Here is a 25278-nt window from a genome sequence, read left to right as displayed (position 1 = left end):
CCCACCGCCAGGACGATCCCATGCAATACCTGCTGCTGGTCTACATCGACGAGGCGCTGCAGGAAGCGCTGCCCGAAGGCGAATACGAGAGCCGCATGCGCCACTGCCTCGAACGCGCCGACGAACTCAAGGCCCACGGCACGCTGGTCGACTACAGGCAGCTCGAGCGCCCTTCGACCGCGAAGTCGGTGCGCCGCCGCAACGGCAAGGTGAGCATCGTCGACGGGCCGTTCGCCGAGACCAAGGAGATCCTGGCCGGCTTCAACCTGGTCGAGGCGGACAGCCTGGAGGAAGCGCTGGAGCTGGCCGCGCAGTTCCCCTGGGCAGAGACCGGCTGCATCGAGGTGCGCCCGGTGCGCGACGTCGACGCGGTGCGCAGGCAGGTGGGCGCCCGCCCGGCGCACGCCTGAGCAGCCGCCTTCAGCCGGCGGCCGGTCCGGGTCGCTCCGGCGGCGGCGTCGCCGCGGCGATCCGGTTGCGCCCCTGCGACTTGGCTGCGTACAGGGCGCGGTCCGCGCCCGCGAGCAGACGGGCGGGGGTCCGGGTCCGGCCGGGTCCGACGACGTTGACCCCGACGCTGACCGTGACCCACGGCGCCACCACCGACACCGGGTGCGCCATCGCCGCCTCTTCCACCCGCTGGCGCAGGCGCTCGGCGATCGCCATGGCCTCGTCCACCTCGCGCCCCGGCAGCACCAGGGCCAGCTCGTCGCCGCCGTAGCGCGCGGCCATGTCGCCTTCGCCGCGCGCGAACCCGCCGCAGATGCCGGCCAGGCGCCGCAGGCACTCGTCGCCGTGCAGGTGGCCCAGGGCGTCGTTGAGCTGCTTGAAGCAGTCCGCGTCCACCAGCAGCAGCGCCAGCGGGCCACGCTGCTCCCGGCAGTCGAAGGCCAGGCGCTCGTCGAGGCAGCGGCGGTTGGCCAGGCCGGTGAGGCCGTCGACGGTGGAGAGTTCGCGCAGCTTGCGGTTGGCCGCTTCCAGTTCCGCCACCACGCGCGCCAGGTGGATGGCGCCGGCCACCTGGTGCGCGATCGCGTCGAACACCGCGCAAGTCTCGGCGGTGAAGAAGTCGTCGCCGGTGCTTTCGACGTTGAGCACGCCGTGCAGGCGCCCGCGATGCCGGATCGGCACCACGTATTCCGAGCGCACCGCCGGGTTGCCCATCACGTAGTCCGGGTCGCGGCTGACGTCGGTGATCAGCTGCGGCTTGCCGGTGCGCGCGCAGCGCCCGGCGATGCCCATCGAGACGTCCCAGATGGTCACGTCGATCTCGGCCAGCGGGATGTCCCCGGCCCAGACTTCCTTCACGAAGCGGGTGCCGCTGTCGTCGAGCAGGATGATGCTCGCGATCGGGACGGGCAGCCGCTGGACGACGCAGTCGACGATGCGCTGCAGGACGTCGTCGAGGCCATCGGCCTGCAGCGCTTCGCGCGAGATCCGCGCAAGCACGTCGGACAGGCGCGCGGCGTCGACCGACAGCCCCCCGCCGGGCGCACCCGTCCCTGCGCCAGCCGCCGTCCGCCACCGCATGTCGCGCATCCCCCGCTCCTCCATGATGGAGGCAGTGTATCCCGCTGCGCCGCGACCGCCATCAAGGTCACGGCCGCAACGGTCACTGCGCGGTGGCGCCGCCGAGATGCCCGGCCAGGAACGACAGCAGCTCGGCGTAGTAGCGACGGCGGTTGTCCTCGCTGCGGAAGCCATGGCCCTCGCTGTCCACGTACAGCGTCCGCACCGGCACGTCATGCGCCTCCAGCGCGCGCTGCATGCGGCGGCTGTGCGAGATCGGGGCGATGGTGTCGGCGCCCCCGGCGACCAGCAGTACCGGCGCCTTGATCCGCGCCGCCAGGTTGACCGGCGAGCGCGCGGCCAGGGTGTCGCGCGCGCCCATCCATTCGTTCACCCAGTGGCGCAGGGACGCGGCCGTGCGCGCCCGGTCGGCGTGCAGCGCGGGCAGGTCGTAGACCCCGACGTAGCCGACCGCGCAGCGGTACAGGCCGGGCTCCCGGGCCACCCCCATCAGCGCCGCGTACCCGCCGTAGCTGGCGCCAACGATGCAGATCCGGTCGGCCACCGCGATCCCCTCGTCGATCGCCCAGCGGGTGGCATCGGTGAGATCGTCCTGCATGGCGCCGCCCCACTGGCCGGCGCCGCTTTCCTGGAAACGGCGCCCGTAGTTCCCCGACCCGCGGTAGTTCACCCGCAGCACCGCATAGCCGGCGGCCGCGAGCAGCTGGCTCTCGGTGTCGAAGTACCACGCATCGAAGACCCCGAACGGGCCGCCATGGGGCATCACCACCAGCGGCAGCGGCCCTTCGTCCGCGCCGGCGGGACGCGTCAGGTAACCGTGGAGCGCGACGCCGTCGCGCGCCTGCAGCCGGATCCGGCGGGTGGGCGCCGCCTGCCCGGGCGCGAGCCAGTCCATGCGTGCGAACACGCCATCGAGCGTCCTGGCCTCGGCATCGAACAGCAGGTACTGGCCGGGATCGCGATCGCTGGCGGCGTGCACCAGCGAGAGCCGGCCGTCGCGGGTGCCGGAGGTGATCGCCACGGCGCTGCCGGGCAATGCGCTTTCGAGCATGCGGTAGCGCCGTGCCACCGCCGAATCCTCGTCGAAGAAGCGCAGGCGCACGCCATCGTCCATGTAGCGCGCGCCCACCGGGGTGCGACCGTCGCTGTCGTAGATGATTCGCTCCGGATCGACCACCGGATCCTGGAGCAGCGGGGTCCGGGCCAGGGTCCGCATGTCCCAGGCCTCGATCGCGTCCGGCCCGCCGTCGGGCCGGGTGACCTGCACGTAGGCGGTGGCGCCGTCGGCCGCCATGCCCACGGCCTTGGCGATGAAGTCGCTGCCGCGTGCGTCGTGCACCAGGCGCCACGCCGCGCCCTCGCCGTCGCGGTAGTACAGCTTGCTGTAGTTCTCCACGTCGAAGCCGTAGGCGAAGCGCGCTACGCCGGCAGGATCGAGGATGAAGCGGGCGCGGCGCACCGGCGCGGCGGTCACCGTGGTGCGGCGGCCCGAGCGCAGGTTCAGGCGCTCGAGCTGGGCCCTGGGCTGGGCATCGGGCAGTTCCACCGCGACCAGGGCCACGCCGGGCTCATCGGGGAGCGGATCGACCACGGTGGCGAACTCCGGCGTGGTCGGGACGAGGTTCTGCACGATGCCCGCCTGCCCGGCCTCGCCGATCAGGCGCCGCACCCGCTTCCTGTCCAGTTCGAGCACGTGGATCTCGCCGGTCGGGTAGGTGACCTGCCTGCTCCCGAAGCGTTGCCCCATGGTGAGGAGCACGTGCCCGTCGTCGGCCCACCAGAAATCGACCACCTCGGTGTTGGCCGCGCCCGCGCCGCCGCTGGCGATCCCGCCGGTGGCCCGGTCGAGTACCACCAGCACCACCCGGTCCTCCAGCGGCACGGTCGCGGCCAGGTGGCGGCCGTCGGGCGAAATGCGGATGTCCTCGAAACGGTCGCGGCGGACGTAGTCCCCGAGGTCGACCGGCGCCGCGGCGCGGGCCGGCGCGAGCACGGTGGCCGCGAGCGCGACCGCCACCGACAGCCGCCAGGCGGCGGCAAGCACGATTGCCTGCATGTCGTCCCCTCCCCGGGCCGATCCTACGCGCTTGCGGCGCGCGGTGGAACGCGCGCGGCCTTACCAGAACACGGCGTACAGCGCGACCAGGATCGCGAGCACCGCCACGGCGCCCGCGTTGAACGCCGCACCGGTCCGGTAGTCCACGTCCCCGGTCTCGATCACGTCGCGCGCCGGCACGTGCGGGGTGAGCAGCGAGACCACCGCCGCCAGCCCGAGCGCGAGCAGGAACACCAGGCCGACGCGGTCGATGAACGGCAGCGCCGGCCAGGCCAGCTTGAGCACGATCGAGAGCAGGAACGAACCGATCGCGGCCGCGAGCGCGCCCGCTTCGTTGGCGCGCTTCCAGAACAGCCCGAGCACGAAGATCACCACGATGCCGGGGGTGAAGAAGCCGGTGTACTCCTGGATGTACTGGAAGGCCTGGTCGAAGCTGCCCAGCAGCGGGCGCGCCGCCAGCACGGCCAGCAGCATCGAGGCCGCGGTGACGATCCGGCCCACCCGCACCAGGTGCTGTTCGCCGGCGTCGCGTCGGCGGTAGAGGTCAAGGGTGAAGATCGTCGAGATCGAATTGCTCATTGAGGCCAGCGACGAGACGATGGCCGCGATCAGCGCCGCGAACACGATCCCCAGCGCACCGGCCGGCAGCAGCGCCATCATCGCCGGGTAGGCCGCGTCCGGCCGCTCCAGGCCCGGCGCCAGCAGCACCGCGGCCAGGCCGGGCAGGACCACGATCAGCGGCATCAGCAGCTTGAGGAAGGCCGCGAACAGCACGCCCTTCTGGGCCTCGCCGATGTCCTTCGCCGCGAGCGCGCGCTGGATGATGTACTGGTTGAAGCCCCAGTAGCTCACGTTCATGATCCACATCCCGCCGACCAGCACGCTGATGCCGGGCAGGTCCTTGTAGAAGGGATGGTCGGGCGAGAGGATCATGTGGAAGTGGCCCGGCGCCTCGGCGCGCAGGCGCTGCAGGCCGCCCCACATGCCGGCGTCGCCGCCGATGCGCTCGAGCATGATCCCGGCCAGCAGCAGCCCGCCCAGCACCAGCAGCACCACCTGCACCACGTCGGTGAGCGCCACCGCGCGGAGCCCGCCATGGATCTGGTAGGCAAGCGCGAACGCGGCCAGGCCCAGCAGCGCCCAGGTCTGGTCCACGCCGGAGACGTGGGCGATCGCCAGCGAGCCCAGCCACAGGATCGAGGTCAGGTTCACGAACACGTACAGGCCGATCCAGAAGACCGCCATCACCGTGCGGATGCGGCGGCCGTAGCGCTGCTCGAGGAACTGCGGCATCGTGAAGATGCGGTTGCGCAGGAACACCGGCAGGAACCACTTGCCCACGATCAGCAGGGTGGCGGCCGCCATCCATTCGTAGGACGCGATCGCCAGGCCGATCGCGTAGCCCGACCCGGACATGCCGATGATCTGCTCGGCCGAGATGTTGGCCGCGATCAGCGAGGCGCCGATCGCCCACCACGGCAGCGCCTTGCCGGCCAGGAAGTAGTCCTCGGCGTCGCGGTCGTGCCCCGCCTTCGCGCGCGAGACCCACTGCGCGAGGAGGAAGATGCCGGCGAGGTAGGCCAGCACGATCCCGATATCCAGACCCGACAGCTGCATCCGTCACCTCCGGCGATCGCGCCGCGCGGGCCGGCGCGGCGGGTGGCGAGGCGGCGCCGCGCGCCGCCGTCCGCGGGTGGTCGCGCCAGGCGTGGCGCACGCTCCGCCGCGCCGCCGGGGCGACGCGGCGGGACGCCGTGCGGCGTCAGCCTTCCATCTGCTCCAGTTCGCGGCCCTTGGTTTCGTGCACGAACCTGAGCACGAAGAACACCGACAGCACCGCCATGACGGTGTAGATGCCGTAGGCGAAGGCCAGGCCGAGGCCGGCGAGCAGCATCGGGAAGGTCCAGGTGATGAGGAAGTTCGCCGTCCACTGCGCCAGGCCGGCCACCGCCAGGCCCGAACCGCGGATCTGGTTGGGGAACATCTCGCCGAGCATCACCCACATCACCGGGCCCCAGGACATGTTGAAGAACACGACGTAGGCATTGGCCGCGACCAGCGCCAGCAGGCCCATCGAATCGCTCAGCTGCAGCGTGCCGGCATCGTCGAGGCCGCCGGTGGAGAACGCGTACGTCACCAGGCCCAGGGTGATCGCCATGCCGACCGACCCCAGCCACAGCAGCGGCTTGCGGCCGACCCTGTCGATCAGCAGCACGGTCACGATGCAGGCGCCGATGCTCAGGCCGCCGGAGAGCACGTTGATCGCCAGCGCGTCGTTCTCGGAGAAGCCGACCGCCTGCCACAGCACCGCGCCGTAGTAGAACACCACGTTGATGCCGACGAACTGCTGGAACGTGGCCAGGCCCACGCCCACCCACACGATCGGGCGGATCTTGCCGGAGGCCTTGTTGACCAGGTCGGACAGGCGCGGGCGGTGGTGGTCGGACGCCAGCGAGGCGTCGATCTCGCCGAGCTTGCGCTCGCCCTGCAGGGCGCCGTACAGGCGGGTGAGCACCGACGTGGCGCGCTCGCGCAGGCCGCGCGCGACCAGGTAGCGCGGGCTTTCCGGGATGAAGAACAGCAGCAGCAGGAACAGGGTGGCCGGCACCAGCTCGGCCCAGAACATCCAGCGCCAGGCTTCGTACCCCCACCACAGCATCGCGGTGGACGCGGTGGCGAGGCGCGCGAGGATGTAGTTGCTAAGGAACGAGGCGAACAGGCCGGAGATGATCGCGATCTGCTGCACCGTCGCCAGCCGCCCCCGGTAGCGCGCCGGCGACACCTCGCTGATGTAGGCCGGCGACATCACGCTCGCGCCGCCCACCGCCAGGCCGCCGAGCACGCGGTAGACCACGAACTCCAGCGAGGAGTTGGCGATGCCCGAGCCCCAGGCCGAGATGATGAAGAACACCGCCGCCCACAGCAGCATCGTGCGCCGGCCGTAACGGTCGGCCAGGGTGCCGGCGAACCAGGCGCCGACCGCGCAGCCCAGCAGCATGGAGGCGACGTTGAAGCCGGTGACGGCGGCATCGGACTGGAACGCGGTGGTGATGCCGTCGACCGTGCCGTTGATCACGCCGCTGTCATAGCCGAACAGGAAGCCGCCGATGGTGGCGACCAGGCTGATGAGGATGATGAAGCGGGTGTTCTCGCCTGAGGCGTTGGGACTGCTCATGTACTCGCTCCCCGGGAATGCTGTGTGTTGCCGCCTGGACGGAGGCCGGCCCGTTCCGTCCCCCGCCAGGTCCACCGTGCCGGCGGAACCGTGATGACTGCGCTGTCACAAGGCGCGCTAGGGTAGCCCGAGAGGTGGGGCGGATGGTTTCTGCAATGCAGCACAAGCCGCCCCGGATCGTTGCCGACGCAACTGCTTCGCCGCGCCGTGCAGCCCCTCACGCCTGCTCCAGCCGGTCGCCGTGTCCCGCCCGCAACCGCGCGGTTCCGCCGGCGGCCAGTTCCAGTCCCAGTTCGTTCCCGCGGTAGTCGACCCGGTAGCGGCCGCCGCGTTCGCTGCGCAGGACGGCGGAGTCGAGCCTGCCGCCGCGCCAGGACAGGTCGAGGCTGGCGGCGTTGCGCACCCGCACGCCGCGCAGGTGGCCGTCGCGCCACTCGCGCGGCAACGCGGGCAGCAGGAACACGGTCTCGCCCCAGCTCTGCACGAGCATCTCGGTGATTCCCGCGGTGCCGCCGAAGTTGCCGTCGATCTGGAACGGCGGATGGGCGTCGAACAGGTTGGGATAGGTGCGCGAGGGGCTGATGAGCAGGCGCAGGATCCGCATCGCGCGCCCGGAATCGCGCAGCCGCGCCCACAGGTTCAGGCGCCAGCCCAGGCCCCAGCCGGTGGCTTCGTCGCCGCGCAGCTCCAGCGAACGGCGCGCGGCAGCGGCCAGCGCCGGCGTGTCGCGCACGTTGATCTGGCTGGAGGGATGCAGGGCGTAGAGGTGGGAGACGTGGCGGTGGTCGGGCTCGGGCGCCTCCATGTCCCAGTCCTGCTGCCACTCCTGCAGCTGGCCGGCCCTGCCGATCCGGTGCGGCGGCAGCCGTTCGCGCAGCGCGGCCAGGCGTGCCGCGAAGTCCGCATCCACGCCCAGCAGGCGCGAGGCCGCGATGCAGCGGTCGAACAGGTCGCGCAGGATCTGCGCGTCCATCGACGGGCCGGCGCACAGGGTGGCACCGTGCGGATGCGGGTTCTCCGGCGAGATCGAAGGCGCGGTGACCAGCGCGCCGGTGTTGGGGTCCTCGACCAGGGTGGCGGCGAAGAACTCGGCGGCGCCGCGGAACAGCGGATACACGCGCTGCAACACGGCGGGATCGCGGCCGTAGTCCCAGCGGTCCCACAGGTGCTGCAGCAACCAGGCCCCGCCGAGCGGCCACAGGCCCCACTGGGCGCCGTCGATCGGCGCGGTGGCGCGCCACAGGTCGGTGTTGTGGTGCGCCACCCAGCCCGGCGCGCCGTACATCGCGCGCGCGGTGCGCGCTCCGGATTCGGCCAGTTCGGCCACCATCCGCTCCAGCGGCTCCACGCACTCGGGCAGTGCGTTGGCCTCCGCCGGCCAGTAGTTCATCTGGGTATTGATGTTGATCGTGTACTTGCTCTCCCATGGCGGGTGCATCAGGTCGTTCCAGATGCCCTGCAGGTTGGCCGGCTGGGTGCCGGGCAGGGAGCTGGCGATCAGCAGGTAGCGGCCGAACTGGTGGTAGAGCGCGGCCAGCTCGGGGTCGTGGCCGTCGGCGAAGCGCGCCACGCGCTCGTCCGTGGGCAGCGCGGCCACGTCCGGCGGCGAGCGCCCGAGGTCGATCGAGACCCGGCGGAACAGCGCGCGGTGGAAGCGCAGGTGCTCGCGGACGATCCCGTCCCAGCCCTGTGCGAGCGCGCGGTCGAGCCGCTGCGCGGTGGCGAGGTCGGGGTCGGCGGAGACGTCGTCGTAGCGGCGGAAGCTGGTGGCCGCGGCCAGCAGGACCACGACCTCGTCGGCGTCGCGCACCTCGATCCGGTCGCCGAGGTGGCGCAGCGTGCCGCCGACCGGCAGCACCCGCGCCCGGGCGCAGAAGCGCAGCCGGCCCTCGATGCCGTGCGCCGGTTCGTTGCGCCCCTGCAGCAGCAGGCCGCCGTTCCCGTCGGCGACCGCGCGCGCCGAGGGCTGGTCGCTCTGCAGGCCCACGCGCAGGCCGATGCGGCCGGGCATGTCGCCGGTCAGCCGCACCGCCAGGCACTGGGCCGGCGCCGACACCAGCGCCTCGCGCCGGTGCTGCATGCCGCGTGCCTCGAAGGTCGTGGTCGCGATGGCCGCATCGAGATCGAGCTCGCGCCGGTAGCCGCCGGTCTCGGCGATCTCGAGGAAGTCCAGCACCAGGTCGCCGAGCGGCTGGTAGGGCATCTGCTTGAGCGGCCGCGCCATCAGCCGTTCGTTCGCCAGCGCCTCGGCCTCGGCGTAGCGGCCGGCGAACAGCAGGCTGCGCACCCGCGCCAATGCCTCGCCCACGCCCTCGGGCGCCGGGTCGTACGGGCCGCCGGCGTACAGGGTGTCGTCGTTGAGCTGGATCCGCTCATACCTGGCGCCACCCCAGACCATGGCGCCCAGCGCGCCGTTGCCCAGCGGCAGCGCCTCGACCCACTGGGTGGCGGGGCGCGGGTACCAGAGGCGGAGATGGTTCCACGCACCCGGCTCCGCGGCGGTGTCGATGGCGCCCGCATCCGCTGCGGAGGGCCGCGCATCGCCGCCGGCGCGTGGAGACCCCGGGACGAGGCCAAGCCCGCCGGCGACGGCGGCGAGGGTCGCGGCCTTGAGCGCGTCGCGGCGGCGCGGGTCGAAGCTCATGGCGAGTGGTCGGGGCCGGATGCGGTTGGGGCCTGCCCGAGGCCGTTGCTGCCCCCACCCCGGCCCTCCCCCGCACGCGGGGGAGGGAGCGCCGTGTACGCCCATGTGGCGACTGCGTCCGCTCCGCGCGCAATCAACTCCCTCCCCCGCATGCGGGGGAAGGCCGGGGTGGGGGTCGCCAGGCGCGCGCCGCGCGTCATGCCCCCGGCCGCTCCACGACCACCTCGCTGCCGTCGTACACCACCGTGACGTCGGCCGCCGGCTCCAGCGCGCCGTTGTCGCCGCGCGGGCCGTCGATGAAGCGCACGCGCATTTCGCGCGTGGCAGGCATGCCGGGGTACGCGCCTTCGCGCGCGCCGATGGTCAGCGCGCCCGCCGCGTCGTCCCAGGCCAGCGGGATCCGCGACCATTCTCCGCGCTCGTAGCCGTAGCCGCGGCCGTCGTCCTCATACAGCGCGAAGCGGCCGTCGGCGCCGGTATAGACCTCGATGGTCAGCGGCGCGTCGGGCACCTGGTCCACGTACTCCTGGACCACGGTCCGCGGCACGATCGAGCCGGCGCGCACGAACAGCGGCATGCGCTGCAGCGGCGCGGCCGCGGTGATCGTGCGGCCGCCCTCGTGCCGCTGTCCGGTGTCGAAGTCGACCCACTGCGCGCCGGCCGGCAGGTACACCTCGCGGCTGGTGGCGCCGAACGTGGTCACGGGCGCAACCAGGAAGGCGGGGCCGAACAGGTACTGGTCGGCGACCTCGCGTGCCTTCGGGTCGCCGGGGAAATCCATCGCCAGCGCGCGCAGGAGGGTGCCGTCGCGGTGCCAGGTGTCGCCGGCCAGGGTGTAGATGTACGGCAGCAGGGTGTAACGCAGCTTCAGGTAGTGCACGAAGCTGTCGTAGTGCGGCGTGCCCTCCGGCGCGATCTCCCAGATCTCCCGGTACGGGAACTGGCCGTGCGAACGGAAGATGGGCACGAAGGCGCCATGCTGGAACCAGCGCAGGTTGAGCTCGCGCCACTCGGCCAGGTGTGCGGGATCCTTGCGCTCGTAGCGGCGCTCGGGCGAGAAGCCGCCGATGTCGAAGCTCACGTTCGGCGCGCCGGCCATGGAGGCGTTGACCAGGCCGGAAATCTGCTCGCGGAAGTCGTCCCAGCGCGGCACGATGTCGCCGCTCCAGAACGCCGCCGCGGCCCGCTGCTGGCCGGCGAAGAAGGCGCGAGACAGGATGAACACGCGCTTGTCCGGGTCCACCTCGCGCGAGCCGCGGTACACGCCTTCCGAATGCGGCAGCGGATAGGCGTTGAAGTACTCGGTCGAGGAGCCCAGCGCATTGGGCATGGTGCGCGCCTTGCGCTCGCCGATGTCCAGGTTGCTGTGCAGGTCCGGCTCGGTGGCGTCCAGCCACCAGGCGTCGAATCCCTTGCGGTTGAGCTTGGCGTCGACCTGGCGCCAGAAGATCGCCTGGGCCTCGCGCGAGAACGGATCGTAGAAGGAGTTCAGGTAGCCCTCGCCGATCCAGTCGCGCTCGCCGACCTCGATGTTGCGCCGGTACATGAATCCGGCCGCGTCGAGTTCCTTGAAGTGCTCCGTGTCCGGGTAGAACTTCGGCCACACCGAGATCATCACCTGGGCGTTGCGCTCGTGGACGTGGCGGACCATGCCCTCGGGATCGGGGAAGCGCCCGGGATCGAAGTCGTGCGAGCCCCAGGCGTCCTCCGGCCAGTACGACCAGTCGAGCACGATCGCGTCGATCGGCAGCTTGCGGCGGCGGTACTCGTCCAGCACGCCGGTCAGCTCCTGCTGGGTCTTGTAGCGCTCGCGGCTCTGCCAGAAACCGTAGGCCCACTTCGGCAGCAGCACCGCCTTGCCGGTGAGCTCGCGGTAGCCGGCGATGGCGCCGTCCATGTCGCCGCCGGCCACGACGTAGTAGTCGATCACCTGCGCCGCCTCCGACCAGATCGACAGGTCGGCGGCCTCCTCCGGTGGCAGCGGGTCGCGGCCCTGCAGCGCGATGTACGCAGGTTCGATCCGGTCCCATTCGATGCGCAGGTCGTGGCGCTCGCCCGCCCGCAGGTCGAGCGCGAACTCGTGGTGCCACGGGTTCCAGTTCTGGCGCCAGCGGTCGACCACCAGCTCGCCGTCGACGTACAGCTTCATGTACTCGCTGCCGAACAGCGAGAAGGTGTGGCGGCCGTCGCGGCGGGCGGCGAACTGGCCCTCCCAGACCACCAGGCTGCGGCCGCCGGGCTCGAGGTTCTTGCCCTCCTCCGGGAAGTCCTCCAGCCCGGAGATGAACTGGTAGTCGATCTTCTCCTCGCGGCGCACGAGCCTGGCGTCGCCGTCGATGGAGTAGGTCGCGGTCAGCGCGCCCTCCACGCCGTCGCGGTCGTACAGCGCCACCACCTCGCCGATCTGGCGCAACCCGCGCGGGTCGCCGTAGCGGGTGATCGAATTGTTGTCCCAGAGGATGCCGTAGCCGCGGCTCGAGACCAGGTAGGGAATCGCCTTGTCGATGTTGTGCTGGAGCAGCTCCACGTCGCGGCCCTTGAGGTCCATCCAGCCCTGCTGGTGGAGGCCGGTGCCGTGCAGGCTCTCGTCGCCGGCGGACTCGAAGCGCTGGCGGACGCTGTAGTAGTCGCGTCCATCGAACCGGACCGGCGTGAAGCCCCGCCCGCCCGCGGCCTCCGCGAGCAGTGGCCGGCCCTCGCCGTCGAAGAACGCGACCCGGCCGTCCTCGAGCGAGACCTCGGCCGACACCCCGGCGGCGGATACGCGCAGCGTGCCGTCGGCCTCGGCGACGTCGAAACGCGGCGCCGGACCGTCGCGCTCCACGCGCATCAGGCTCGGCGATCGCTCGAAGGTCCCGTCCGGATCGGCGGTGACGCGGATGATCCGGTCCGACACCACCTGCAGGCGCACGTCGGCCGCGTCCGCGGCGGCCGGTCGCACGACGACGTCGCTGCCCACGTGCTCCCAGCGCGTGTCGGCGCGGGCGCCGCAGCCGGCGAGGATCGCGGCGAGCGGAAGCGCCAGCAGCGGCGCGGATCGGCGGAATCGTTGCATGGCGTCAGTCCTCCCGGGGCTCGACGTCGGTGGTGGTGCGGTAGGTCGCCAGGCGCACGCGCAGCAGCTGCACGGCGTCGGAGAAGTTCAATCCATAGTCGGTCTGGTCGCCGTTCCAGTTGCGGTGGAACTCCCAGCGACCGTCCACGTAGCGGCCTTCCTCGACCCGTTCGTAGATCAGCGCCTCGCCTTCCGCGGCCGGTTGCAGCGTCACGCGTGCATGCATGCCGGTGACCAGGAACTCGTCGGGACCGAGCTCGGCGATCAGCGCGCCGCCAACCGGTTCCGGATTGCCGGGCGCCTGCCCCTGGAACCAGAAGTGCGGCAGGCCGTAGGCGATGGTGGCGTTCCAGCGCGCGTTGAGCCGGATCGTGCGTTCGGGCACGCCGGGCTGCTCGGCCACGCCGTGCAGGCGCCCTTCCGACGCCGCCTTCGCGAACTCGCGCATGCCCTGGTTGACCAGGGCGAAGGCCAGCCTGAACGGCGCGATGGTCCCGGGCGTGGTGCGCTTCACGCCCAGCGGCCAGTTGCCGTAGGGCGTGTAGTCCATGCCGAACGGTACCCAGCCGATGCCGTCGTGGTCGAGCGCGGCGAACAGGTAGCGCGCGTACTCGGGCGCGTTGCCGGTCTCGGCCACGAACAGCGCGTTGTCCGGGCGCGCGTAGCGTTCGAGCACCGTGGTGTAGTGCAGGTACTCGGGCATGTAGATGTCGGGCGCCAGCAGGTCGATGTCCGGCGCCGCGGCCTTGTACACGTCGAGCATGTTGTCGGTCGGACCGCCGCTGGCGTACTGGCCCGGCTGGCCCGGGTTGAAGGGGCCGCGCAGCGCGGCGTTGACGTACATCGGCAGCGGGTACTCGGCCTTGCCGGCCTTCGCCACCTCGTTGATGTAGCGGGCGATGTGCCAGGCATGGAAGGTCTCGTCGGCGTCGGCGCCGAACACCTCGCGCCAGGTACCGGGGCGCTTGCCCAGCCGCTCGAGCAGGGCCTGCGGCACCTGGCCCTCGAACGCCTGCCGTGCCAGCGGCGAGTAGTCGCGCACGCCGCCGTAGGTGCCCGGCTCGTTCTGCGGCTGGACCATGATCACGGTGCGCTCGCGGTCGTGCTCGCGCAGGTGCGCCATCAGGCGCGCGAAGGCGCGGCGGTCGGCGTCGAGCGTCGACTGCGCGTGCGGCGAGAGCGAGTTCAGCACCACGCCGTCCTCGCGCACCACGCGCGGGAAGCGGTCGTTGTCGAGCTTCACCCAGGCCGGCGCGTAGTTCGGCCCGTTGTTCTTCCAGGTGGCGAACCAGAGCAGGACCAGCCGCTTGTCGTGCGCGCGGGCCTGCTCGAGCAGATGGTCGACGAAGGAGAAGTCGAACCGGCCCTCCTCGGGCTCGACCTGTTCCCAGGCGATGGAGATCGACAGGGTGTTGGCACCGAGCTCCTCCAGCGCCGGCCACACCTGCTTGAGCGGCTCGGGGTAGTTGCTGGAGTTGTGCGCCTGGCCGCCGAGGACCAGGAACGGCGCGCCATCGACGATCAGCGCATGGCGGCCATCGCGGCTCTCGAAACGCGGGATCGGGCGCTCGCCGGATCCGGCACCGGCCGCGGCCCCGCGTCCGGCCGCCGCTTGCCCTTCCTGGCCGCCGTGCGGCTGGCAGGCCGCCAGCCAGGCCGCCAGCAGCACCGCGCCGGCCAGGGCGCCGCGGAACCTTGAAAGCCCTCCCCCGCCCACGGGGGAGGGTCGGGTGGGGGCGGCCCCGCGTCGCAGCTCCGGCGCCCCCGTTCCCGTCACCAGTCGTCGCTCCGGAATGGCGAGGCGGGAAGCCCGCTGGCGCCGACCAGGTTGGCGTCCACCGGCGCGTCGCTCCAGGCGTAGCGTACGGCGACCGGCGCCGGCACCGCGTCGCTGCGCACGACGATGGCGTCGCCCTCGATCACCGCATCCGCCGGATGGAACACGCGGTCGGCGCCGGCGAGACGGAAGCCCTGCAGCCGGCCGCCACCGCGCACCGCCAGCCCGTCGGCCTCGAACGCCAGGCGCGCGGCCCCGCCCTCGAAGGTCGCACTGGTGAACACCGGGCCCGAATGCACGACGTCTTCGCCGTAGGCCACCCGGCGCGCGGCCAGCGCCAGGCGACGGCCGACATCCTGCTTGTTGCGCGGATGGATGTCGTCGACGTCGCCGATGTCGATCGCCACCGCCTGCCCGGTCGCTGGCAGCGACAGGGTCGCGGTCTGCGATTCGCGCAGCACTGCCCAGGGGCTGCTGTCGCCCTGGTCGCCGCCCGAGTGCCAGCTCGCCAGCTGCACCCACAGGAACGGCAGCTCCGGCGCATTCCACTGCGCGCGCCACTGCCGGATCATCGCCGGGAACTGTTCGCGGTAGCGCAGCGCCTGCTCCACGCTGCCGGCGTTGGACTCGCCCTGGTACCAGATCACGCCGCGCACCGGATATGGCTGCAGCGGGTGGATCATGGCGTTGTAGAGCAGGGTCGGGCGCTGGTGCTTGTCGTCGTCGAGCGTGAGCGCGGTGACCTCGGCCGGACGGAACTTCCAGGTGCCGGCCAGCGGCCGGCGCGCACCGCCCTGCACCTGCACGAACAGCTCGTCGTCCGGGCCGTGGATGCCGCCCCCGCCACCGACGTCGACCACCCGCACCGCGATCTCGTTCAGTCCCTCGCGCAGCGCCGACGCCGGCACTTCGTACACGCGCGGCAGGTTGTACTGGATCGACGTCGCGCCGACCTCGACGCCGTTCACCCAGGTGGTGTCGCTGTCGTCGATCCGGCCAACGCCCAGGGTCACCCCGGCCCGCGCCTCTTCCGCGGACAGCGTGAAGCCGGTGCGGTACCAGGCCACGCCGTCCATGCCGTTCCAGCCTGCGCTTTCCCACAGTCCGGGCACGGGGATGTCGTCCCAGCCGGACGCGTCCAGCCCGGGCGCCTGCCAGCCGGCGTCGTCGGCCGGCAGCTCCCAGCGCGCCAGGTTCTGCCGCGTCTGCGCCAGCGCGCGCGCGTCGTCCTCGCGCAGCTGGCGCGCCATCGCCGCCAGGCCGTCGGCGTCGATGCCCTGGCTGGCGGCGTCCATCCAGGCCTCGATCGCGCTGCCGCTCCAGGAACTGTCGATGATGCCGATCGGCACGCCCTGCGAGGCGCGCAGTTCGCGCGCGAAGAAGTGCGCGACCGCCGAGAAGTTGCCCGCCACCTGCGGCGAGGACGCGATCCACTCCCCGCCCGCCAGCTGCCACTCGGGCTCGCCCGACCAGGCACGCCGGACCTTGAAATGGCGGATCAGCGGATCGGTCGCGCGCGCGATCTCCACCTCGGCGTCGGCCGATTCGGACAGCCGCCACTCCATGTTGGACTGGCCCGAGGCCAGCCACACGTCGCCGATCATCACGTCGCCAAGCTCGACCGGCGCCTTGCCGTCATCGACCCGCATCACCAGCGGTCCGCCCGCCGTGCGCGGCGCCAGTTCGACCCGCCAATGGCCGTCCGCACCGGCCCGGGTCTCCACGCGCTGGTCGCCGAGCGCGACCCGGACCTGGGCGCCGGGGTCGGCGCGGCCCCATACCGGGATCGGCTGGTCGCGCTGCAGCACCATCCCTTCGCCGAACACCCGCGGCAGTTCGACTGCGTGCGCGGCCGCCAGCGGCAGCAACAGCGCGAGCGCAGCGGCGCTGCGCGGCCCCGCCCCGCGCCGGGGCGACTGCCCGGGAGCGGATGCGCCGGCCGCCTGCACGCGTCGTGCCGGATGGATGGATGCCTTCTTCATCGAGGATCTCCGTGCCAGGGGTCCCTGCCGTCGGTCGGGCCAGGCGCGACCGGCCGGCGGGGATCGCCGGTCGCCTGCCGGATGATGCCGTCCGCCTTCCCCGCCGTCACCGATGCGGCGCGATCCGGACCCGGGCGCGCCGCATCGCCGCCGCCACCGGAAACGCCCGCGACCACGCCCCGGCGGGTTGCGAACGCAGGATAGGCAGCGGCGTCATGCCGGACCAATGAAGAAATCGTCGCCGGATATATCGGCGGGGAATGCTGCGACGCACGAAGCGGCGCGCCATGCGTTGCCACGGCGCAAAGTAGAAGGCCGCGCGGCGAACCGCGCGGCCTTCCCGGTCGCGGCCGGTTACCAGCTGGCGCGCAGCACCAGCGAGTAGCGGCGGTCGTTCTCGAACCACGCGCGGTTGTACAGCGTCTCGTCGATGAAGCCGTCCCGACGGTAGCCGCGCGGACCCATCAGCAGCTTGGTGATGCTGTTGGTGAGGTTGTTGGCCTGCAGGCCGATCTGGATGTTGTCGTTGATGTTGTAGAAGAACGAGCCGTCCAGCTGGCCGTAGTCGTCGTTCCACACCGGCTGGCGCATCGCCGGCATCACGTCGCTGGAGGTCAGCAGGTAGCGCGAACGCCAGTTGTAGGCCAGGCGGGTCGAGACCTTGCCCCGCTCGTAGATCGCGATCAGGTTGTAGCTGCGGCGCGACAGGCCTTCCAGCGGCAGGTCCAGCGGCACCTCGGTCGGCTGGCTGCCGTCGGGGATGCCGATGTCGACGTTGGTGCCGCCCGAGCTGTCGACGAAGGTGTAGTTGGCCTGGATGCCGAAGCCGGGCAGGAAGTTGAAGAACTGCGAGTATCCCACCTCGAAGCCGCGGATCTTGCCTTCGTCCAGGTTCCGCGTGCGGGTCATCGTGTACACGCGTCCGTCGATGAGCTCGTCGGCGACGGAGGTGGCGAAGTAGCCCTCCACGTCCTTGTAGAACAGCGTGGTGTAGACGTGGCCGTCCTGGGCAAAGTACCACTCCAGGGCGGTGTCGAACTGGTTCGCCCTCATCGGCTTGAGCGCGGGATTGCCGCCGCTGCCGTTGTAGGCCAGGTCGTCGGGACCGCACAGCTCGGTGCGCAGGCCGTCCCTGAGCGCCTGGGCGCAGCCGGCGGCGCTGGCGCCGAGGGTGATCCAGTTCTGCATCAGCCGGAACTCCGGCCGCGCGATCGCCTTGGACGCGCCGAAGCGCCACTGCAGGCCACCGTCGAAGCGCACCCTCAGGTTGAGGCTGGGCAGGATGTCGGTGTAGGAGCTGTTGACCTGGCTGGTGAAGGCCTGGCCGTAGAACATGTCCTCCAGCTCCGGGATCACCGACTCGACGAACTGGCCGCGCATGTCCGGCATCAGGCCGCCGCCCTGGGCCTTGACCGAGGTCTTGACCGCGCGCACGCCGACGTTGCCGTCCACCGGGAAGCGAAGCTCGTCGTTGCCGAAGTACAGCACGCCGTAGGCCGCCTGGGTGCGTTCGCGCTGCTGGTTGATCGCGTCCGGCGTGAAGGTGATCGGCGTCCACTGCGCGCCGGGGATCGTGGCCAGGGTGGCGTTGACCTGGGCGATGTCGACGAAGCTGTCCTGCGCGGTCCAGAACTGGGTCGGCAGGTTGGCCTTGCCGCGGAAGAAGTCGGTCAGCGTGTACAGCTGGCTCTGGGCCGGATAGAACTGGTCGATCCAGGCCACCGGCGGACGGTTCGGGTCCGGGTTCTCGATCCGGTTCCAGTCGTCGCTGATCGCACGCCAGTTCCAGGTCGTCCACTGGCTGGTGTACTCGCGGTCGGCGATGCGCGCGCCGAACCTCACCAGGCGCAACCAGTCGCTGTCGTTGAAGTTGTACTCGAAGTCCACGCGCCCGGCACGCTCGTGGCCGACGTTGTCGGCGATGTGGTCCATCGCCGAACGCCAGAAGTAGGTGTCCTGCTGCAGCGCGCGCTCCGGGTTGTCGAGGGTGACCGACGGGTACTTGCCCGACAGGTCGAGGAAGATGCCTTCGAGCAGGGTGGAGGTGTGGACCGCGAAGTCGACGTTGTCGCTGGTGGCCTTCACGTACTGGAAGTCCGCCCGCATCAGGAAGTTGTCGGAGAAGAAATGCTTGAAGCCCGCCGACCAGTCGGTGGTCTGCGAATGCTGGACGTTGTAGCGGTTGCCGACGGCGAACTGGATGCCCGGGCCCTTGTACATCGACGGGGTCTCGTCGTCCGGGGTCCCGCGCCAGCCGCCGAGGCGGATGGCGCCGCGGATGAAGCGGCCGTTCTGGTCGTAGTCGAACGTCGTGCCCGGCATCGGGATGATGCGGTTGGTGCGGTCGGCCAGGCCGTCGCCGCCGTCCCACGACTGGTCGTAGTAGTTCGGGTCCCCGTTCCAGTTGGAGGTGTCGTTCGCCTCGCCGGCGCCGGCGTACTCCATGAAATGCTCGCGCCAGGCCAGGTCGTACTTGGCGGTGACCACCTGGGCGTAGATCTCGGTGTCGTCGCTCGGGCGCCACTGGAACGCGAGCGCGCCGCCCTTGCGCTTGCGGTCGAAGTCGGTGCGGCGCCAGTTCACGCCACCGGGCACGAACACGTGGTCGCGCCCGCTGCCCTCGAGCAGCAGGTCGCGCTGGCTGTCCGCGGACACCCAGGTCTCCTGCTCCCAGTCGTAGACCCAGCCCACGCCGTCGGGCAGGCCCTCGGGCTGCTCGGCCGGCGTGCGGCCGCGACGCGAGAACGGCTGGATCTGGATGCCGTCGGACTGGGTCGCCAGCTCCGAGTACGAGAGGTTGGCGAGGAAGCCCATCTCGCCGGCGCCGGTCTGCCAGCGGTCGCTGAACAGGAACGAGGCCGAGGGGCGGCCATCCTTCGCCTTGTCGCCGCGGTTGTAATCGACGCTGGCCGCGATCTTGCGGCCGGGCTCGTCGAACGGCATGCGGGTGCGCAGGTTGACGGTGCCGCCGAGGCCTCCTTCGATGATCTCGGCCGAGGGGTTCTTGTACACGTCCACGCCGGCCATCAGCTCGGACGGGACCTCCTCGAAGCTCAGCCCACGGCCGCCGTTCGCGCTGAACACGTCGCGCCCATTGAGCTCGCCGCGCACGAAGGTCAGGCCGCGGATCATCACGCCGGAGCCTTCCGCCGAGAAGTGGTCGGTATCGTCGCGCGCCGCGAAGCCGGTGACCGTGACGCCGGAGATGCGCTTGAGCGTCTCGGTGACGCTGCGGTCGGGCAGCGCGCCGATGTCCTCGGCGGTGACCGAGTCGATGATCTGGTTCGCCTCCTGCTTGATCTCCTGCGCACGCATGACGCTGCCGCGGATGCCGGTGACGATGACCGAGTCCAGTTCCACGGCCGGGTCGGAGCCCTGCGGGGCGTCGCCGCCCGCGGTCTGCGCGAGGGCCGGCCCGGAAAGAAGGGCGGCCACCCCCAGCGCCATGGCGCTGCGGCGGAACGTGCGCAGGGTGTCGATACCAGACGGGCGTGTTGCCTGCCGGCGTGTGTGGTGTGCTCGCATGGATCTCCCTCCCGAGGAATTGCGTGCGATCGTGGTCGAGTTGTGTGGCACGGAAACCGGCCCGGCCCGGCGGCTACATCGGCCATCGGGTCCGGAACGCTGCGAACCGCTGCGCGAAAAGACGGCGCCACCGTGCCGGCGCCGCGCGCAGAAACACCGCTGGATGCGCCGGACGCCCCGGCTGTTCCCCTTCTCTCCCTGGTACGGCGACGGACGCCGCGCGATCCGATGTTAGCGCTAGCCTTTTCCGCCCGTCAAACCGCCGGCGAACAGATATTTTCGAGGCGCGGCAAACACTTGCAGGCGTTACAGTCGCCACGCCCGGGCCGGTGCGCCAAAAGTCCAAGGCCGGCCGCCGCCGCCCGGGAGGGCGGGCAGCGGGGGCGGCCGGGCCCGGTCAGAAGGTCAGGCGCAGGGTCGCGGCGTAGCGGCGGTCGTTCACGTACCACGACGTCACCCGGCTGCCGGCGGCCCCCTGCTGCATGATCGTGCGCTGCTCGGCGTTGTTGAGGTTGTTCATCTCCAGGCCGATCTGCACATGATCGGAGACGCGGTAGAAGATCGAGCCGTCGAGCTGGCCGAAGGCGTCGCTGTACACCGGCAGCTTCCACGCGACCCCGCCGTCCTCGCCGTTGTAGCCGTTCGCGCCCACCGACAGCAGGTACTGGCTGCGCCAGTTGTAGGCGAAGCGGACCTGCCACGGACCCTTCTCGTAGAACAGGGCCACGTTGTAGGCGTTCTTCGACAGGCCGTCCGCGGGCAGGTCGCCCAGGAGGGCGCCGTCGGTGTCGATCGGCAGCACCGACGGGTCGTCCGGGATCCGGGTCGAGCTGTCGATGTAGGTGTAGTTGGCCGACATGCCGAGGCCATCGAACGGCGCGGGCAGGAAGTCGAAGAACTGGTTCCAGCCGACCTCGGCGCCCTGGATGCGCGCGCTGCCCACGTTCACCGGCCGGGTGACCAGGTACTGGTAGGTGTTGCCGTCGGCGCCACGATAGGGCTCGAGCAGGCTCTGGCGGCGGAAGTAGTCGCGCACGTCCTTGTGGAAGACGTTGATCCACGCCATGCCGCCGCGGTCCGGGGCGAAGTACCACTCCAGCGAGAGGTCGAACTGGTCGGCCTTCATCGGCGTGAGGTAGGGATTGCCGTAGGTGTCCGAGGACAGTTCGATGTCCTCGAGCGGGAGCGTGCTGCCGTCGTCGGGCACGGTCACGCCGTCGCGGGGCGCGACGGAGAGGATCTGGAAGGCCTGCAGCTCGTTGAACGACGGGCGCGCGATCGCCCGCGACGCGGCGAAGCGCACCACCACGTCCTGCAGCGGCTCCCACTTCACGTTCACGCTCGGCAGCACGTCGGTGTAGCTGTTGCTGGCGTGGACCGGGTCCGACTCGCCGTTGCCCAGGTACGGGGCGTAGGCCTCGGACGGATACACCAGGTAGCCGTCGGCGCTGTTCTCGGTGCGGACCACGCGCACGCCGACGTTGCCGGAGACCGGTGCCTGTTCGAATCCGAACTCGAGCATGGCGTAGGCGGCGTAGGTGCGCTCGCGCTGGACGTTGCCCCACTGCGGGTCGCTGGTGTCGCGCGGCACGTAGGTGCCGGCGTAGCAGCACAGGTAGTACGGATCGGCCGCGGCGTGGATCGCCTGGTAGCTGCCGGGGAAGCCCAGCGCGGTGGCCAGGCGCGGGGCGAGGAAGGCGCCGGGGATGTTCGCGTCGCCGCGGTAGAAGTCCGGGAACGTGGCCAGGTTCACCAGGTCCAGGGTCGCGCCGGGGCCGAGGTCGAGGCCGGGCAGCGGCTGGTCGCCGGGCAGCGCCCACCACTGCATCCACGGCTGGATCACCGGCTGCCAGTCGTAGCCGGTGTCGATGTTGTCGGCGTCGCGGTCGGTGACGCGCACGCCGAACTTCACCGCCTCGATCGCGCCGCGCTCGAAGCTGTGGCGCAGGTCGGCGCGCCAGGCCACTTCCTCGGCCTCGTTGTCGTCGCGGTGGTCCATGGTGAACGCCCAGTAGTAGCTGGCCGGGTCGGCGACGAAGTCGCGGTCGACCCCGATCACGGGCACGCCGCCGCCCAGGTCGACGTCGATCCACGGCACGTTCAGCCCCAGGGCCACGGTCGAATCCAGCGCGCGCGTGGTGGCCTTGATGAACTGCAGGTCGGTGGACAGTTCCGTGCGTTCGCTCATGCGCCACTTGGCGGCGAACGAGTAGTCGCTGGTGCGCGAGCGCCGGTGCGAGGCGCGGATGTCGGTGCCCATCGGGATGTCGCCGTCGGCGCGCAGGCGCCCCGACACGAACACGTTGCCGTCCAGGCGGTAGGGCTGGCTGGCGTCGAGCGCGACCAGGCGCGGGTCGTTCTGGACGAAGATCGCGTCCTCGAACCACAGCTCGTCGTAGCGGCTCTGGAACGCGGTGGCCGACAGGTCCAGGCGCTCGTTCGGGCGCCACTGCAGCGCGACGTAGGCGCCCTGGCGCTTGCGTTCGTACTCGAGCGTGCGCCAGTCGGCGCCGCGCGGCAGCCACACCGGGTCCGCGGCGCCGTCGCCGTCGAGGTCGCTGTTGGCGTTGTCGAAGAACGGCCGCACGAACAGGCCGTCGGTGCGCGTGGCCAGCTCGGAGTGGGCCACGTCCACCAGGATCCCGAATTCGCCGTGGTCGGTGTCCCAGCGGTTGCTGAAGAGCATCGAGGCCGAGGGCATCACGCGCTCGGCGAAGTCGCCGCGGTTGACGCTGAAGGACAGGCCGAGGCGGCTGCCGTCGAAGTCCAGCGGCATGAAGGTGCGCAGGTCCACCGTGCCGCCGAGGCCGCCCTCGATCATGTCCGCCTTCTGGTTCTTGTACACGTCCACGCCGGCCATCAGCTCCGACGGCACGTCCTGGAAGCTCAGCGCGCGCCCGCCCGAGGCCGAGAAGCTGTCGCGGCCGTTGAGCTCGGAGCGCACCTGGGTGAGGCCGCGCACGGCCACGCCGCTGCCCTCGGCGGAGAAGTGCTCCGGGTCGCCCACCGACAGGAAGCGGTCAATGGTCACGCCGGGGATCCGCGAGAGCGTTTCGGTCACGCTGCGGTCGGGCAGCGCGCCGATATCGAGCGCGGTGACCGAATCGACGAAGGTGTCGGCCTCGCGCTTGATGTCCTGGGCGCGGTACACCGAACCGCGGATGCCGGTGACGACCAGGCCGTCCAGTTCCACGGGATCGGTGTCGGCCGCGGAGGCGGCCTCCTGCGCGTGTGCGCTCGTGGCGAGGATGGCGCCCACGCCCAGGGCGATCGCGGAACGGCGCAACAGTCGGAACGGGTCGGTCGCGCCGACCCCGGCATGCGGGCGGCACTGGCGGAACATTGGCATGGCGGTCCCCTCCCACGGGCACATGACAGGCGATGCGGAACGCACCGGACCGGCGCATCTGCGGCGCCTGGTCCCGTTCCGTGACAGCGCCGGACAGCGCTGCCATGGGCAGACTAGGCACGTGCTGTCATGCACAACCAATGATTTTTCGGGTTGCAGCTACATCCGCGCGGAATAGCTGCCGGGACGACGCGCCCCGCTCACGCGCCGGCGGGCAGGCCCGGACCGTACAGCCGGCGGGCGGTGGCGCGCAGCGCCTCGAGCATGCGTTCCGCCGCCGGAGACAGTACCTGGTCGCGTCGGCGGACCAGGCCGAAGTACTCCATGCGCACGCCCAGTTCGATCGGCAGCACGTGCATCTGCCCGGTGTCCAGGTACGGCGCGACCGACTGCGCCGGCAGCGCGACCAGCAGGTCGCTGTGCCGCAGCAGGTGGATCATCACCGGCAGCGACGCGGTCTCGACGATGTCCCGCGGCGGTTCCAGGCCACGCTCCAGGAACACTGCGTCGAGCCGGTGGCGCAGCACGCTGCCCGGCGGCGGCATGATCCAGCCCTGGCCGGAGAGATCCGCGTGCCCGAGCGACGTGCGCTGCGCGAGCGGATGGCCGGCGCGCACGATCACCGAATGCGGTTCGTCGGCCAGCGGCTCGAACGCGAGGTCCGCCGCGCCCTCGGGGCCCATGATGCGGCCGACCACGATGTCGAGCTGGCCATCGAGCAGGCGCGCGACCAGCGCGCGGCTGTAGTCCATCTCCACCCGCACGAGGATGCCGGGATGGTCGCGCTTGACCGCGGCGACCGCCTGCGGCACCAGGGTGGTCCCTGGATTGACCACGGTGCCGATCGCGGCCTGGCCCACGCGTCCATCGCGCAGCGCGGCGATCTCGTCCTGGGCACGGCCGATCTCCGCGAGCGCCGAGCGCGCGCGGCGCGCCAGCACCTGCCCGTACCAGGTCGGCTCCACCCCGCGCGCATGGCGCTCGAACAGCGTGACGCCGAGCAGCGACTCCATCTCGGCCAGCAGCTTGGAGGCGGCGGGCTGGGTCATGTGCGCCGCTTCGGCCGCGCGCAGCACCGACCCCTGCTCGTACAGGTGCAGCAGCAGTGCCAGGTGGCGCGTCTTCAGGCGCGTCATCGCGGACCAGGCGGTCGTCGGCTGCACCATGCTGCTTCCCCTCGCGCTATGCACCGGCGGAATAGGGTACGGCCAAAATTTCATTTGTCGCGCATAGCCCGCGCCCGGAGGCTATCGTCATCGCCGGATGTGCCGGCCCGCCCGGGAGTGCCCGCGCGGAGAATGCAGCCCGGCGACGAGCGAATCGGAGGGAGGGGGACACATGCTGCGATCGCCACCGGGCACGGGCCCGCACGACCGGAGGGGCAGCGTCCCGGCCCGACCCCGGGCCTGAGGAGTCACGCATCCGCATGGACGTCCCCGACCTCCCCTTCCGCCTGCCCCTGGTCGCGATCCTGCGCGGCATCGGGCCGGACGACGTGGTCGCGCATGTCGAAGCGCTGGTCGATGCCGGCTACGACGCGATCGAGATTCCGACCAACTCGCCCGACTGGCGGCGCAGCCTGGCGCTGGCGGCCACGGCCTTCGGCGACCGCGCGCGGATCGGCGCCGGCACGGTGCTCGAACCCGCGCAGGTCGACGCGCTGCTGGAGGCGGGCGGCGCGCTCGCGGTCACTCCGGACGCGCGGCCGCCGGTGATCGAACGCGCGGCCGCGCGCGGCGTGCCCGCGATCGCAGGCTTCGCGACCCCGACCGAGGCCCTCGCCGCGATCGCGGCCGGGGCGCCCATGCTCAAGCTGTTCCCCGCCGCTGTCTTCGGCCCGGGCATGGTCCGTGCGCTGCGCGCGGTACTGCCGCCGGTGCCGCTGTTCGCGGTGGGCGGGATCACGCCGGACAGCCTGCCCGCCTGGCGCGCGGCCGGCTGCCAGGGCGCCGGCATCGGCGGCGAGCTCTACCGCGCCGGCCAGCCGGTTGCGCGCACCCGCGAGCAGGCGCGGCGCTTCCGCGACGCCTGGATGGGTGCCAGCGCATGACGCCCGTCGCACCGGTCACCCGGCAGGCGGCGGCCTGTCCGCAGCCGGGTTCCGTATGCTGGAATGCGCCTTGGCAGGCGCCGCCCCCCGGCGTCCACGCGTCCCGGGGGCACGACCTGCGGGGGCATGCACGGG

At 71.4% G+C, this 25278-nt stretch carries 13 protein-coding genes; 2 read left to right on the top strand and 11 right to left on the bottom strand.

All coding sequences use genetic code 11. From position 1 onward, the window contains the following. The first annotated feature begins 20 nt into the window (after positions 1-20). Positions 21-410: a YciI family protein gene (locus LUTJ29_RS0101530; RefSeq protein WP_027070998.1), complete on the top strand. Its 390-nt coding sequence runs from the start codon at positions 21-23 to the stop codon at positions 408-410. Positions 411-420: 10 nt separating this feature from the next. Here LUTJ29_RS0101530 and LUTJ29_RS17945 read toward each other — a convergent pair whose 3' ends face one another. The 11 genes from LUTJ29_RS17945 to LUTJ29_RS0101475 all read right to left on the bottom strand — a co-directional run bounded on the left by LUTJ29_RS17945 (position 421) and on the right by LUTJ29_RS0101475 (position 24259). Further along, positions 421-1539, bottom strand: a complete 1119-nt coding sequence (locus LUTJ29_RS17945) for a sensor domain-containing diguanylate cyclase (protein ID WP_051322584.1) — start codon at positions 1537-1539, stop codon at positions 421-423. Between the two features lie 73 nt (positions 1540-1612). Next, the gene (locus LUTJ29_RS0101520) at positions 1613-3586 is read right to left on the bottom strand and encodes a S9 family peptidase (RefSeq protein WP_043740027.1); all 1974 of its coding nucleotides are present in this window, start codon (positions 3584-3586) and stop codon (positions 1613-1615) included. A 60-nt stretch (positions 3587-3646) separates the two neighbouring features. Continuing rightward, positions 3647-5203, bottom strand: coding sequence for a sodium/sugar symporter (locus tag LUTJ29_RS0101515; protein ID WP_027070996.1), 1557 nt, complete (start codon positions 5201-5203; stop codon positions 3647-3649). Positions 5204-5348: 145 nt separating this feature from the next. Next, entirely contained in the window at positions 5349-6761 is a 1413-nt protein-coding gene (locus LUTJ29_RS0101510) for a sugar porter family MFS transporter (protein ID WP_027070995.1), read from the bottom strand. A 217-nt stretch (positions 6762-6978) separates the two neighbouring features. Continuing rightward, positions 6979-9405 carry a glycoside hydrolase family 95 protein gene (locus tag LUTJ29_RS15735; protein WP_051322583.1) on the bottom strand — a complete coding sequence of 809 codons (2427 nt, stop codon included), beginning with the start codon at positions 9403-9405 and terminating at the stop codon, positions 6979-6981. 196 nt (positions 9406-9601) lie between these two features. Further along, the gene (locus LUTJ29_RS0101500; protein ID WP_027070994.1) at positions 9602-12460 is read right to left on the bottom strand and encodes a TIM-barrel domain-containing protein; all 2859 of its coding nucleotides are present in this window, start codon (positions 12458-12460) and stop codon (positions 9602-9604) included. 4 nt (positions 12461-12464) lie between these two features. After that, complete coding sequence (locus LUTJ29_RS15730; RefSeq protein WP_051322582.1) at positions 12465-14177, bottom strand: DUF5597 domain-containing protein; 1713 nt, start codon at positions 14175-14177, stop codon at positions 12465-12467. 56 nt (positions 14178-14233) lie between these two features. After that, the gene (locus LUTJ29_RS0101490; protein WP_084524527.1) at positions 14234-16219 is read right to left on the bottom strand and encodes a sialate O-acetylesterase; all 1986 of its coding nucleotides are present in this window, start codon (positions 16217-16219) and stop codon (positions 14234-14236) included. A 354-nt stretch (positions 16220-16573) separates the two neighbouring features. Further along, positions 16574-19666, bottom strand: coding sequence for a TonB-dependent receptor (locus LUTJ29_RS0101485; RefSeq protein WP_027070992.1), 3093 nt, complete (start codon positions 19664-19666; stop codon positions 16574-16576). 475 nt (positions 19667-20141) lie between these two features. Continuing rightward, positions 20142-23093, bottom strand: a complete 2952-nt coding sequence (locus LUTJ29_RS0101480; protein WP_232221128.1) for a TonB-dependent receptor — start codon at positions 23091-23093, stop codon at positions 20142-20144. A 200-nt stretch (positions 23094-23293) separates the two neighbouring features. Continuing rightward, positions 23294-24259, bottom strand: coding sequence for a LysR substrate-binding domain-containing protein (locus LUTJ29_RS0101475; RefSeq protein WP_051322581.1), 966 nt, complete (start codon positions 24257-24259; stop codon positions 23294-23296). Positions 24260-24519: 260 nt separating this feature from the next. Here LUTJ29_RS0101475 and LUTJ29_RS0101470 point away from each other — a divergent pair, with 260 nt between their 5' ends. Continuing rightward, positions 24520-25143, top strand: a complete 624-nt coding sequence (locus LUTJ29_RS0101470) for a 2-dehydro-3-deoxy-6-phosphogalactonate aldolase (RefSeq protein ID WP_027070989.1) — start codon at positions 24520-24522, stop codon at positions 25141-25143. The last annotated feature ends 135 nt before the right edge of the window (positions 25144-25278 follow it).

Origin of the sequence: Luteimonas sp. J29 (assembly GCF_000472505.1) — a bacterium.
GTDB lineage: Bacteria > Pseudomonadota > Gammaproteobacteria > Xanthomonadales > Xanthomonadaceae > Luteimonas.
Note: the sequence above shows the minus strand (reverse complement) of the source record. Positions and strands in the feature narration are given on the sequence as shown.

Bases quoted from the DNA above. Each gene is read 5' to 3' on its own strand.
- LUTJ29_RS0101500 (WP_027070994.1), bottom strand. From the start codon at position 12,460: ATGCAACGATTCCGCCGATCCGCGCCGCTGCTGGCGCTTCCGCTCGCC.
- LUTJ29_RS0101485 (WP_027070992.1), bottom strand. From the start codon at position 19,666: ATGGCGCTGGGGGTGGCCGCCCTTCTTTCCGGGCCGGCCCTCGCGCAG.
- LUTJ29_RS17945 (WP_051322584.1), bottom strand. From the start codon at position 1,539: ATGCGCGACATGCGGTGGCGGACGGCGGCTGGCGCAGGGACGGGTGCG.
- LUTJ29_RS0101475 (WP_051322581.1), bottom strand. From the start codon at position 24,259: ATGGTGCAGCCGACGACCGCCTGGTCCGCGATGACGCGCCTGAAGACG.
- LUTJ29_RS0101530 (WP_027070998.1), top strand. From the start codon at position 21: ATGCAATACCTGCTGCTGGTCTACATCGACGAGGCGCTGCAGGAAGCG.
- LUTJ29_RS0101515 (WP_027070996.1), bottom strand. From the start codon at position 5,203: ATGCAGCTGTCGGGTCTGGATATCGGGATCGTGCTGGCCTACCTCGCC.
- LUTJ29_RS15735 (WP_051322583.1), bottom strand. From the start codon at position 9,405: ATGAGCTTCGACCCGCGCCGCCGCGACGCGCTCAAGGCCGCGACCCTC.
- LUTJ29_RS0101490 (WP_084524527.1), bottom strand. From the start codon at position 16,219: ATGAAGAAGGCATCCATCCATCCGGCACGACGCGTGCAGGCGGCCGGC.
- LUTJ29_RS0101480 (WP_232221128.1), bottom strand. From the start codon at position 23,093: ATGCCAATGTTCCGCCAGTGCCGCCCGCATGCCGGGGTCGGCGCGACC.
- LUTJ29_RS0101510 (WP_027070995.1), bottom strand. From the start codon at position 6,761: ATGAGCAGTCCCAACGCCTCAGGCGAGAACACCCGCTTCATCATCCTC.
- LUTJ29_RS0101520 (WP_043740027.1), bottom strand. From the start codon at position 3,586: ATGCAGGCAATCGTGCTTGCCGCCGCCTGGCGGCTGTCGGTGGCGGTC.
- LUTJ29_RS0101470 (WP_027070989.1), top strand. From the start codon at position 24,520: ATGGACGTCCCCGACCTCCCCTTCCGCCTGCCCCTGGTCGCGATCCTG.